The sequence below is a fragment of the Blastopirellula sediminis genome (assembly GCF_020966755.1).
GTDB lineage: Bacteria > Planctomycetota > Planctomycetia > Pirellulales > Pirellulaceae > Blastopirellula > Blastopirellula sediminis.
The window spans coordinates 2,530,242-2,542,993 of sequence record NZ_JAJKFT010000010.1 but is presented as its reverse complement, the minus strand read 5'-3'; the positions used below and the strand labels follow the sequence as shown (position 1 = coordinate 2,542,993).

Annotated in this window: 9 protein-coding genes; 5 read left to right on the top strand and 4 right to left on the bottom strand. The window is 58.5% G+C overall.

All coding sequences use genetic code 11. From position 1 onward, the window contains the following. Positions 1-43 precede the first annotated feature (43 nt). Entirely contained in the window at positions 44-922 is an 879-nt protein-coding gene (locus LOC68_RS21920) for a LysR family transcriptional regulator (protein WP_230222702.1), read from the top strand. A gap of 257 nt (positions 923-1,179) precedes the next feature. Here LOC68_RS21920 and LOC68_RS21915 read toward each other — a convergent pair whose 3' ends face one another. Then, positions 1,180-4,122, bottom strand: a complete 2,943-nt coding sequence (locus tag LOC68_RS21915; protein ID WP_230222700.1) for a c-type cytochrome — start codon at positions 4,120-4,122, stop codon at positions 1,180-1,182. A gap of 355 nt (positions 4,123-4,477) precedes the next feature. On the opposite strand from LOC68_RS21915, the gene LOC68_RS21910 reads away from it, so the two are divergent. Continuing rightward, positions 4,478-6,859: a VIT domain-containing protein gene (locus tag LOC68_RS21910; RefSeq protein ID WP_230222698.1), complete on the top strand. Its 2,382-nt coding sequence runs from the start codon at positions 4,478-4,480 to the stop codon at positions 6,857-6,859. 275 nt (positions 6,860-7,134) lie between these two features. Here the strand turns inward: LOC68_RS21910 and LOC68_RS21905 are convergent, their stop codons facing one another. Next, entirely contained in the window at positions 7,135-7,536 is a 402-nt protein-coding gene (locus LOC68_RS21905; RefSeq protein ID WP_230222697.1) for a DMT family protein, read from the bottom strand. A 65-nt stretch (positions 7,537-7,601) separates the two neighbouring features. Then, the gene (gene ilvD, locus LOC68_RS21900; RefSeq protein WP_230222695.1) at positions 7,602-9,284 is read right to left on the bottom strand and encodes a dihydroxy-acid dehydratase; all 1,683 of its coding nucleotides are present in this window, start codon (positions 9,282-9,284) and stop codon (positions 7,602-7,604) included. Positions 9,285-9,530: 246 nt separating this feature from the next. On the opposite strand from ilvD, the gene LOC68_RS21895 reads away from it, so the two are divergent. Beyond that, positions 9,531-10,979 (top strand): DUF1254 domain-containing protein, encoded by a 1,449-nt coding sequence (locus LOC68_RS21895; RefSeq protein WP_230222693.1) that lies wholly within the window; start codon positions 9,531-9,533, stop codon positions 10,977-10,979. An 86-nt stretch (positions 10,980-11,065) separates the two neighbouring features. On the opposite strand, the gene LOC68_RS21890 is transcribed toward LOC68_RS21895, so the two are convergent. Further along, on the bottom strand, positions 11,066-11,647 hold the full coding sequence (locus LOC68_RS21890) for an RNA polymerase sigma factor (RefSeq protein WP_230222691.1): 582 nt from the start codon (positions 11,645-11,647) through the stop codon (positions 11,066-11,068). A gap of 292 nt (positions 11,648-11,939) precedes the next feature. On the opposite strand from LOC68_RS21890, the gene LOC68_RS21885 reads away from it, so the two are divergent. Both LOC68_RS21885 and LOC68_RS21880 read left to right on the top strand, forming a co-directional pair. After that, positions 11,940-12,218, top strand: coding sequence for a ferredoxin family protein (locus tag LOC68_RS21885; RefSeq protein ID WP_105360202.1), 279 nt, complete (start codon positions 11,940-11,942; stop codon positions 12,216-12,218). Between the two features lie 214 nt (positions 12,219-12,432). Further along, positions 12,433-12,747, top strand: coding sequence for a hypothetical protein (locus tag LOC68_RS21880; RefSeq protein WP_230222689.1), 315 nt, complete (start codon positions 12,433-12,435; stop codon positions 12,745-12,747). Positions 12,748-12,752: the final 5 nt, after the last annotated feature.

The following is a 12,752-nucleotide window of genomic DNA, read 5'->3' as shown; positions in this document are numbered from 1 at the left end:
CAAAGACATAAAATTCATGATCCGCATAACCTAGGTCTATACCATGAATTTGCATCATCTCGCGATCTTTCATGAGATCGCCGAAACCGGCAGCGTCAGCTTGGGCGCTGAGAACCTGATGATCAGCCAGCCGGCCGCGTCGAAGCAGCTGCGCGAGTTTGAAGCGGCTCTCGGCGAGCAGCTGTTCGACCGGACCGGGAAAGGACTGCGACTAACGACGGTCGGCAAGCTGCTGAACGAATACGCCCGGAAGATCTTCACGCTGGAAGCGGAAGCGGAACAAGCGGTCGCGCAGCTGCGCGAGGTGAGCCGCGGCGAATTGTTCGTCGGGGCCAGCACCACGATCGCCGGCTATCTGTTGCCGCAAGTGTTGGCCCGCTTCCACCACCAACATCCGCAGATCCGCGTCCACGTTTCAGTCGGCAACACCGACTTCGTCCATCAGCAAGTGCTCGACTATCGGGTCGATCTCGGCCTGACCGAAGGGTTCGTCAAAGAAGCGGGACTAACTTCGACCAGCTTCGCCGAAGATGAGTTGGTCGTCGTCGCCGCGGCGTCTCATCCGCTGGTGAAGAAGCGCAAGGTGAAAGCGGAGGACTTAAGCGGGCAAAGCTTTGTGCTCCGCGAATCCGGCTCCGGCACCCGAGCGGTGCAGGAACAAGCGATCTCGATGTGCGGCGTGGAAGTGAACGAAGTGATGACCCTCAGCAGCACCGAAGCGATCAAGCACGTGGTCGCCGCAGGAGTCGGCCTGGCGATCGTGTCGCGGCTCTCGGTCGAAGCGGAGCTCGCCTCTGGCGAACTCTGTGCGATTCGGCTGGCCGACTTGCAGATTCCGCGGCCGCTGCATCTGGTTCAGGCGCAGGATCGTTTTGCGGGACCGGCGGCTCGGGCCTTTCGAGATGTGCTGTGCGATCTCTGAATCTGGGGTGCCGTTGCCACGTCTTCGTGGCAATGAATGCGGCAGGCAATTCAAGGGAGCGACTCCCATTTCGTGCGTCTTCCATTCCGACATGCTTGCAGTGCATACTTAATCTGCATGATCCATGCACAATCATTGCCACGAAGACGTGGCAACGGCACCCAGTTTCTACACACAAAAAAAATGGGCTGCCATAGTCGGCAGCCCATTTTCCGTGGTTGACGTTCGTTCGTCAGGCCGAGGCCTGACCTACACGCTTACTTCTTGAAAGCGGCGTCGTCCGCGTTACCGCCGCAGCGGAGGTAAGCGATCAGGTCGAGGATCTCTTCCTGGGTCAGCGTATTGAGCAGGCCGTTCGGCATTTCCGATTGCGGCGAGTGCTTCATCCCTTCGACTTCGTCCTTCTTCACAACGGTCAGTTCTTTGGCGAACGGGCCGGTCCGAATCTGGTACGCGTCGTCAGTTTCGCTGATGATGCGGCCGACCAGGATGTCGCCGGAATCGGTCTGGAAGATCGTGTTGACGTACTGATCCGAAACGACCTTCGACGGCACGACCATCGCTTCCAACACGTAGAGCGGAGCGAAGCGGTTGCCGACGCCGGTCAGGTCCGGGCCAGTTCCGCCCCCCTGCCCTGCGTACCGATGGCACTTGGTGCACTGGGCCGCTTCAAACGCGATGCGACCCTTTTCGAAGTTGCGTCCCGATTCGACCTGGGGCAACATGTCGACCAGGTCGTCGACTTGCCAGTTGTGAATGAACTGACGAGTCGTTTCGAGGTTGGCGACTTCTTCGGTCTGGGCGCCTTCCATGATCTCCTTCAGTTCGGCCAGATCGGACTTGGCCAGCTTCTGCGAAGCGTCGTTGCGGATCTGCATGACGAACTTCTTGAAGCTGTTACCGCCGCGATACTTGCTTTCGGCGAGGTTCATCCAGCTGAAGTAGGCCTTCCGCTGATCCATGTTCCAGCCTTTCTCCGCGTTACGCAGGACGAACGCGTAGAACATCTGCTCTTGCTGGGTCTGACCGGCGAAGAGTTGCTTCATCCCCTTTTCGACGATGCCGGGGGCTTCCAGGTAGACCAGCAAGTTGAGCAACTCGCGGTTCACCTTTTCGCTATCTCCGGGGAACCGCGGATTGAGCAGCGCGATCACCGCTTCGTTGGCGGCGTCGTTTTGCTTGCCGCCCAAGCGGATGTAGGCGAGCTGATAAACGCGGAGGGCGTCGAGGATCTGCTCTTCGCTCATCTGGTCATACGGCAGCGTATTCAGCTTGGCCAGAACCGCCGCTTGATCCGCTTTGTCGCCGGTGCGGCACAAGGCGGTCAGAGCCTGGATCGTCGCGTTGACGTTGGTTTCGGCCAGAGCTTTGTTCTTCCAAGAGGCGAGGTCCTGGTTTTCCAGAGCGACGCGAGCCGCGTAGCGGATCGCACGATCGTTGCTGGCCAGGCTCGGCCAGATCTTGCCCAGGGCGCCTTCCGGGTTGGTCGTGTGGAGCTTTTCCAGTTCACGACGCAGAGCGCGAGCGGCACGGCCTTCTTCCCCTTCGGTCGTCGCGACCGGAGCGGTCGATTCGGGACCGTTGTAGGTCACGCGGTAAAGCCCCGATTGCGTCTTGCGACCGCCGATCGTGAAGTACAACGCGCCATCCTTCGGATTGACGCAGATGTCGGTGACCGGCAACGGACGACCGGTGATGAACTTCTCGAAGGTCGCCGTGTAGGTGGCGCCTTGCGGTTGCATGTGAACCGCGTAGATCACGCCGTAGGTCCAGTCATTGATGTAAAGCGCGGTCTGGTACTTGGCCGGGAACTTGGCGCCCAAGCCCATTTCGATACCGGTCGGCGAGCCGAGGCCGATGTCGACCACCGAGCCGACGCTGTCGACGTAGTAATCGGGCCATTTGCCGGTACCGTAGCGCCAGCCGAATTCGGCGGCGGAAACGGCGTGATTGACGCGAGTCGGACGATACCAGGGCGCCCCGGTATCCCATTCCATGTCGGCGTCGTAGGTGAACAGTTCGCCGTCGGCGTTGAAGGCGATGTCGTACGGGTTACGGAAGCCGGCGCAGAGCAGCTGCCACTGCTTACCGTCTTTGTCGGTGCGGGCGATCCAGCCGGCCGGAGCCATGCGACCAGTCGCGTGACCGTTCCCGTCCGGATTGCGTGGCAGCAGCAGATCTTCGGCCCAGTTCTTGTGCGGGGCGCCCACTTCGCTTCCTTGCGGAATGTCGGTGTGGTTACCGGCGATCACATAGAGCATGCCGTCGGGACCAAGACGAATCGCGTGCGGACCATGTTCGCCGCCGCCATTAAACTTCTTCAGTAGTTCGACCTTGTCGTATTGATCGTCGCCGTTGGTGTCGGTCACCTTGTAGAAGCCGGAGCCTTGAGCGGCGCCTCCGTTGACCGAAACGTAGAGCGCGTCATAGGCGCAGAGCAAACCTTGCGCGTCGCCAATCGGCACGCTCAGCTTTTCGATCTTGGTGCTGTCGGCGTCGGCGCCCGGAGTGACGCGGAAGAGTCCGCCGTACTGATCGGAGCAGATCAAGCGTCCCTTCGGATCGACAGTCATGCTGACCCACGAACCTTCTTCGCCGAGCGGAACCGAGTACAGACGTTCGACCACGAAGCCATCGAGCGATTTGATGTTCTCAACCGGAGTCGCTTCGCCCGGAGCCGCGGCAACCGTCGCCGTTCCGACGTTCCCCCACGGCTGCATGCCAAGCTTGCCGAGAACGGTCGCTTTCTTCCAATCCGCGGCAAAGTCAGTGCGATCCCAACCCGGAGCCGCTTCTTTCGAGACGGTCCAGCTGGCGTCGCTGACGAAGGTCTGCTTCTTGCCATCCTTGTAGACGACTTCCAGTTTGACCAGCATCGCCGCGGCGCCCGAATCATTCTTGCCGGTAACGGCGACCAAAGCGTCCTTGTCGCGGATCAGGCCGGTCACGTTCGCTTTGCCCCAACTGGCCCAATCGTCGTGTTGAATGACCGGCTTGCCGTTGAAGGTGGCGGAAATATGGTTGTCGGCGGTCGCGTACAAGGTCGCTTCCTTGACCGGACCGGCGAGTTTGAACTCTTTGCGAGCGTAGACCGTTTCTTTATCGGCCGCGCTGTTGGAATTCCAGATCCACATCGGCGTTTGGGCGCACGAAATCGATGCGAAACATAAGAGGACGAACCATGACCCTAGACGACGCATTCGGAAGGACTCCCAGAAAAGGGGCGAGGATGTTCGGTGAAGTTGCGGTAGGTGGGAAATCGAACTTGTCAGGAGAAACGACCGAGAGAGGAGAATGTCGCCGCGACTAACAAGATTCAACCGATGAAGATTTTTTGCAAAGGAATCATCGTCGGCTTAGCAGGATTATAGATAAAGAGTAGCGAGACGCCAGTATCTACAGCACCCTGAGTGGACTAAGGGGCAATTCATTTCCTTAACCCCCGAAATCCTACTCAAAAGGGGACGTGAATCTTTTCGATTCTTGGCAAAACCGTGCCGCCCCCAACGTCGTCTAAGCTACAAAGCCCGATATCTCGTCGCTAGGAGCACCGCCATGTCTCGTCTCGTACGCCTCTCTCTTTGGGGTCCGCTGGCTCTGTTGATCGCCCTATTCAGCGGAGCGCTGAACGCATCTGCGCAAACGGTCGTGATCATCCACGATCCGATTCGCCCGATTCCGCTTCCGCGGCCAATTCCGCGGCCGTCGCCGCAACCGATTCCAGAGTCGTACAAGATCAAGAGCCTGGAGGTCGACGCGAACATCGAAGACCAGATCGCCAAGGTGCAGGTTTCGCAAACGTTTGAAAACACGTGCAGTCGCCAACTGCAAGTTTCGTTTCTCTTCCCTCTGCCGTATGACGGCGCGATCGACAGCCTGACGCTGTTGGTCGACGGAAAAGAATATCCGGCCAAGCTGTTGCCGAAAGATAAGGCGCGAGAAATCTACGAAGCGATCGTCCGCAAGAATCAAGATCCGGCGTTGCTCGAATGGGTCGGCACCGGAATGTTCCAAACGAGCGTCTTTCCGGTTCCGGCCGGCGCCACGCGCAAGGTGACGATCACCTACAGCCAACTGCTGCGAAAAGATAATCGGCTGACCGACTTCCTCTTCCCGCTGTCGACGGCCCGCTTCACCGACAAGCCGCTCGAATCGCTGCGGATGCGTCTGACGGTCAATACCAAGGACAAGCTGAAGAGCGTCTACAGTCCGACGCATGACGTCAAAGTCGAACGCAAAGGGAAGAATCGAGCGGTCGTCACCATCGAAGAAAAAGATTGCGTACCGACCAGCGATTTCCGGCTCTTCTTTGACACCGCCAAGACCGATCTCAGCGCCAGCGTTTTGACCTATCGTCCTGACGCCGGCGAAGACGGCTACTTCCTGCTGTTGGCCAGTCCGCCGATTGAGCAGGACCCCGAGGTGAAGACGAAAAAGTCGGTGATCTTCGTCGTCGATCGCTCGGGAAGCATGAGCGGCGAAAAGATCGAACAAGCGAAAGAAGCGGCGAAATTCGTCCTCAACAACCTGAACGAAGAGGACACCTTCAACATCATTGCTTATGACAGCGACGTCGAATCGTTCGAGCCGGAATTGCAAAAGCTTGATGAAAAGTCGCGCAAGCGGGCCCTCGACTTCGTCGATAATCTCTACGCCGGCGGCAGCACCAACATCGACGGCGCCCTCTCGAAAGCGATGGCGATGCTTAAGGACGACACGCGTCCCAGCTACATCCTGTTTTTGACCGACGGTCTGCCAACTCATGGCGAACAGAATGAAGCGAAGATCGTCGCCAACGCCAAGAAGCATAACGACATCCGAGCCCGGGTAATCAGCTTCGGCGTCGGTTACGACGTCAACAGCCGGCTGCTCGATCGCTTGACGCGGGAGTGCTTCGGCCAAAGCGAATATGTCCGCCCGAACGAAGACATCGAAACGCACGTCGCACGACTCTATAGCAAGATCAGCGCACCGGTCATGACCGACGTGACGATCAAGTACGACCTGGAAAACGGCGGCGGCAACTTCGTGAATCGCTTGCAGCCGAAAGACGCGCATGACCTGTTCGCCGGCGAACAGTTGATCGTCGCCGGTCGATATCGCAAGCATGGCGACGCCAAGATCACGATCGTCGGCAACGTCGGCGACAAGAAGCAGAAGGTCGACTTCCCGGCCAAGTTCGTCAAAGAGAGCGACGACCAGACGTACGCCTTCGTCGAGAAGCTCTGGGCGATGCGCCGCATCGGCGAGATCATCGACGACATCGATCTGAACGGCAAGAACGACGAGTTGGTCAAAGAGTTGGTCGCCCTCTCGACCAAGCACGGCATCATCACGCCGTACACGTCGTTCCTGGCCGACGAAAACGCCACAATCAGCGATCTAGCTGACGCACGTCGCGGCGGCATGCATAGCTTTGAGCTAGCTGAAGCGGAGACGCGGAAACTGGCCGAATCAGCCGGCCGGTCCGGTTTCGCCCAACGTGCCCAGAAGGGCGCCTACCGGAAAGCTGATCGAGCCGCTAGCGACAGCTTTGGTGGATACGCCGGCGGTTTTGGAGGAGGCAACCAAAGTGGTTTAGGAGCCGCCAGCGGACCAGCGGCGCCGGCCGCAACTCCAGGCGCCGCGGCGAACGCCTACGCTGGAGGCGCTGTCTTCCAGGACGTCGAAAATGACCGCACGGTCGTCGCGTCGAACGTCCGCAACATCGGCAACGATACCCTGTTCCTGCGGGATAAGATCTGGATCGCGGAAAGCGCCGGCGACGTCGATCCGGCGAAGGACAAGGACAAGATCAAAACGGTCGAGCGATTCAGCAAGGAATATTTCGCGTTGGTCGCTGCGAACAATAAGCAGCAGAACGCATTGCTCGCCCAACAGCGACAAGGCGAACAACTGCTATGCAACCTGCGTGGTCAGTATTACCTGATCAAATAGGGGCCGGAACAAAGAGAGAAAGCTCGCCTCGGCGCCGTTAAAGCGCCGCGGCGAGAAGCGGAAACCGAAAAGAGGATGACCAACTTGGTCATCCTCTTTTTTTGTTCGCTCAGGCGAATTTCCACTCCACACTAACCCGAGGCGCAAGCCGAGGGAATGCGGACGGACGCTCAGCAATCGCTTCCAGTTGGTTTGCGGCTCGAATCAGAATCGCATCTTCAAGAAGGCATGAAACCGCATTCCCTCGGCTTGCGCCTCGGGCTAGTGACCGCGTTTCACCCTTCGGCCGGCGGATCTTCTTCCATCTGACCGACGCTCGGCAAATCGTCGGGCGCCCCTTTCGTCGGTCGGTCGAACCCAAAGACGAAGACGACCGCCAGCAGGATCATCACGAAACCGACCACGTAGTTCCATTTCAGCGGCTCACGGAGAAAGGTCACTGCGAAGACGCAAAACACGACCAGCGTGATCACCTCCTGCATGATCTTCAGTTGAGCGGCGCTGAACCGCTCGTGTCCCCAACGATTGGCCGGCACTTGTAGACAATACTCAAAAAACGCGATCCCCCAACTCGCTAGAATCACGACCCACAAAGCGCTGCTCTTGAACTTCAAGTGCCCGTACCAGGCGAACGTCATGAAGATGTTCGACAGAATCAGCAAGATGATGGTAGCCATAAAAAAACGACGCCCCGTAGGGCGTCGCCTCAACTGTAGTGTTGGAGTTGGAATTCGCTGCGTGGTTATTCGTCCGTGACGCAACCTTCCGAAGCGCTCTTCACGTTCTTGATGTACTTGTACAGCGTACCGCGGGTCGCCTTGTAGGCGGGCGCCTTCCAAGCGGCCTTGCGTTTCGCCATTTCTTCGGCCGGCACGTCGACGTCGATCGAGTTCGTATCGGCGTCAATCGTGATGATGTCGCCGTTTTGAACCAACGCGACCGGGCCCCCTTCTTGCGCTTCCGGGGTGATGTGACCAACGATGAAGCCGTGCGAACCGCCGGAGAACCGGCCGTCGGTCAGCAACGCCACGTCGCTTCCCAAACCAGCGCCCATGATCGCCGAGGTCGGGGTCAGCATTTCCGGCATGCCGGGGCCCCCCTTCGGACCTTCGTAACGAATGATGACGACGTCCCCCTTTTTGATCTTGTTCTCTTCCAGAGCGTGCAGCATGTCTTCTTCGCTGTCGAAGACGTTGGCCGTCCCTTGGAAACGCAGACCTTCCTTGCCGGTGATCTTCGCAACGGCGCCTTCGGGAGCCAGCGTGCCTTTCAAGATCTGGATGTGACCGGTCGGCTTGATCGGATCGGACAGCGGATGGACGATCTGCTGACCTTCCTTCAAGCCGGGGAGATCGGCGATGTTTTCGGCCAGCGTCTTGCCGGTCACCGTCAGGCAGTCCCCCTTCAGGAAACCTTCCGCCATCAGGTACTTCATCACGGCTGGGGTGCCGCCGATCGAGTGAAGGTCTTCCTGCACGTACTTGCCGCTCGGCTTCAAGTCAGCCAGGAACGGAACGCGATCGCTCACCTTCTGGAAGTCGTCGATCGTCAGTTCCACATCGACGGCGCGAGCCATCGCGATCAAGTGCAACACGGCGTTGGTCGAACCGCCGAGCGCCATCACCATCACCATCGCGTTTTCAAACGCATCGCGGGTCATGATGTCGCGCGGCTTGATGTCTTGTTCAAGCAGGTAACGCATCGCCTTACCGGCGGCGACGCATTCTTCCTTCTTGGCCGGGTCTTCGGCCGGAATGCTGCTGCTGTACGGCAGGGTCATGCCAAGCGCTTCGATCGCCGTCGCCATCGTGTTGGCGGTGTACATGCCGCCGCACGCGCCAGCGCCGGGACAAGCCTTGCGCACGATTTCTTTTCGTTCTTCTTCGGTGATCGTGTGCGACAGGAACTGACCATAGCACTGGAACGCCGAAACGATATCGAGCTTTTCTCCCTTGGCGTTATGCCCCGGTTTGATCGTACCGCCGTAAACCATGATCGACGGACGGTTCAAACGTCCCATTGCGATCAAGCAGCCCGGCATGTTCTTATCGCAACCCGGCAACGCGATCAGACCGTCGTACCACTGACCGCCCATGATCGTTTCGATCGAGTCGGCGATCAGGTCGCGGGATTGGAGCGAGAAGCTCATCCCTTCGGTCCCCATCGAGATGCCGTCGCTCACGCCGATGGTGTTGAATCGCATGCCGACCATGTCCGCCGCGACCACCCCTTTTTTCACCTCTTCCGACAGCGCGTTGAGGTGCATGTTGCAGGTGTTCCCCTCGTACCAGACGCTGGCGATGCCAACCTGCGCTTTGTCCATGTCGGCCTCGGTCATACCGGTTCCGTAAAGCATGGCCTGCGACGCGCCCTGGCTTTTCGGCTGGGTAACGCGGCTGCTGTACTTGTTGAGCGGGCCGGACATCAAAGGCTCCTTGAGTTCACTTGCGGGGGTAACGGGGGATAGAAAGAATTACGCATTTTAGCTGGCTTTTGTCCGGCTGACTAGAAAGCCGGAAAAGCCCCTCTCCGGGCGGCGAAATGGGGGCCGGACGTCCGGTTATAGCGAATTCTCTGCGATTACCCCCATTTTCCGCGACCTATAATTCCCCATTCTCGTAACGAGGGAATAATAAACGGGATTCCCCACCATTTGATTAGCCCTAGACCGATGTTGCGATACCTTGTACCCCTGATCTTCGTCTTGCTCGTCACCACGAGCGGCGTTCCGGTTCGCGCCCAAGAGGCTCCCAAAGCGGAAAAGCCCGCCGCCGCACCGAAGGCGGCCTGGAAAGAAGAGTATGCCCGCAGCGTCGGCATCGCTGCGTACACATACGCATTTCCGTACTACTACAACGCCCAGCTTCGCTGGAAGTGGGTCGGCGAGACGAATGAAAAAGGGAAAAGCTCGTACGCTGCCGTCAATCATTTCTTTCACGCCAAACGGCTGACGACCGCCAAGTACCGCGACGGCGGCAGCCCGAATAACGACACGCTCTACTCGATCGCGTGGGTCGACGTCTCCAAAGAGCCGGTGATCTTGTCGATCCCCGACATGGCGGATCGCTACTACGCGTTTGATTTCGCCGCGTTCAACTCCGACAACTTCGCTGCGGTCGGTCAGCGCACCAACGGCAGCGGGCCCGGCAACTTCGCCATCGTCGGCCCCGACTTCGCTGACGAACTTCCGAGCGGGGTCATCGCGTTGCCAAAGTCGCCCACTCCCTGGGTGCTCGTGATGGGACGGACGCTGGTCTACAACCCGCAAGACGTGATGTACGTGCGCGAATTGCAATCGCAATACAAGCTGACGCCGCTGTCGTACTGGGGAAAGAACAACGTGCAAATCCCCGAGACCCGCGACGTTTGGCAGCCGCCCGATGCAGCCAACGATCCGCTCGCCGTTTGGAAAACGATCGATCGGGCGATGACCGAGAATCCGCCGCCGAAATCGCAGCAAGGTCTAGTCGATCTGTTCGCGACGCTCAAAATCGGTCCTGGCCAAAACGTCGCCAAGCTCGATCCTGCCTATCAGGCGGGACTCGCTCGCGCCGCCGTCGATGGCCAGAAGATCCTGGAAAAGACGCTGCTTGAATCGCCTGACTGCGTCGTCGCCAACGGTTGGAAATACCCGCCGCCTTCGCTCGGACGAGCAGGCGATAAAGGAGAATTCCTGGTTCGCGCGGCGCAGCAGTCGCTCGGCGGTATTGTGGCCAGCGATCCGGCTGACGCCGTCTTCTTGGTCGCCAGCGTCGACGCCGACGGCAAACAACTGACCGGGACCAAGAAGTACCAGTTGCAATTCCCGGCCGGCAAATTGCCCCCGGCCAAAGCGTACTGGTCGATCACTATGTACAGCGCCGACGCCAACCTGGTCGAAAACTCGCTGGAACGTTACTCGATCACCAGCCGCTCGATCGGCAAGTTGGAAAAGAATGAACCGCTGACGATTACGATCCAGAACGAGCCGCTCACCGGCGCGGCGGCCAAAAACTGGCTGCCGGCTCCGCAGGGGAACTTCTACCTGATGCTGCGTACCTACACCCCGGACGCCGAAATCGTGGAGCAGACCTGGATGCCCCCGGCCATCACGGTGATTCCGCCCCCCGAAAAACCATAGTCGGCGCCAGCAGCGGCAGCGGGACAATTAGGCTAGCAGTCGGCGGGCTTGCGCATTTGCCGAAGATCGCTCTGTTCGAAAATTCGCTATTTAAAGACCGAGTCGGCCGAATTGCTGCGGCGAATCTTCAGCCGAGCACGCGACAGGGTCGGGCCGATCGAATTGACCGGAATGCCCAACTGTCGACTGATCTCTTCGTAGGAGAGCCCCTCCAGGTGGAAGCGGCGGACCACCTCGGCCTCGAGACCCGAGAGCGATTCGAGCCAAGCTTCGATCTGGTCGCGATCCTCGATCCGCTGTTCGACGGTCCAAGTGACCGGCGAGGTCGGCTCGCCGTTGAGCGCGAAATGAAGCGAACGCTCGCGAATGCGGCGATGCAATTGACGAATCGTAATGCGGCGAGCGATCACCGTCAGATAGGTCGCCAACGAACAATTTCGCCGGAAATCTCGCAGGATTCGGAAGTCCTTGCGTACCAGCCGAGCGAAGACGTCGGCGGCGAGATCCTCCCGATCTTCGTTGGTGATTTCGACTCCTTTGCACCGCGCCGTGTGATCAACGACGTGAACGACGAGCCCCACAAACCGGTCAACGAGCGCTTCCCAAGCGCACGGCTCACCGGCCAGACAGCTGTCGAGCAATTTGCGATCCGTTTCGGTTAGGGCCACTTTGGCCTCGCAAGGGTTTGAAAAGTCGGCCGGACGGAAGAAACTCCGCCCTGGCGGATTCTATTTGCAGCCCCCTCCTGAGGCAAGATTGCCCTGAATATTTGATAGCGGCAGTCTATCTTGACAGCCCATTATAGCAGGGATAACTTACGGTAAAGCTGTTCTGTATTGAGACTTTCGGCGAAAATACCCCCCGCGGATTCACCCCAATAGAGAAGATTTTGGCTCCAAATTGCGGGCGGGGCCGCCGTCAACATTTAGCGATGCATTCGCAAGGAGAATAGGAAACGCGATGACTCACGTAGTTTGCCAACCCTGTTTTGGGTGCAAGTACACCGATTGTGTGGTCGTTTGCCCGGTGGAATGTTTCTACGAAGGGGACAAAATCCTCTACATCCACCCGGAAGAATGCATTGACTGCGAAGCTTGCGTGCCGGAATGTCCGGTCGAAGCCATCTTCCACGAAGACAACGTTCCGGAAGAATGGCAAGGCTTCATCGAACTGAACGCCGAAATGGCGCCGCAGTGCGAGTCGATCACCGAAAAGAAAGAGCCGCTGGCCGACAACTAAGATCGCTTAGAATTGTCGATCGCTGGTAGAGCTATCAAGCCAAAGTAGAGCCGTAACGCAATCGCGTTGCGGCTTTTTTTGTGCGCGTATTTCCACGTCCATTTTTCGCTCAACTCGTATTGCTCCTCGCGCGCGGGCGACGTTACGATAAAGTTATCTGCAGACATGAAGTCGCTGTAACGCCCTCCTCCTCGCCTCATGAAGGGAACGCTGTATGAGTCAATATGCTTGCCATTGTTGTCAGCAAGTTTTTGACAAAGCGACCGATCCCTGTTTCATCGTTCGCTTGACCGCCTTCCTCGAGATCGAACCGCAACTTGACGAGTACGATCTGGAAGACACCGATCACGATCACTTGGCGACCATCTCCGACGCGCTCGAAAAAATTCATAGCCTGGATGATCCGACGCTGCACGAAAATCACCTGGAACGCAACTTCCAACTCTGCCGCGATTGCTACCAGCGGTTCATGGCCGATCCGATCTCGCGCGAAGGCGCCGCTGCTTCGATCACCTTCAGCGCGAACTAGCGCTC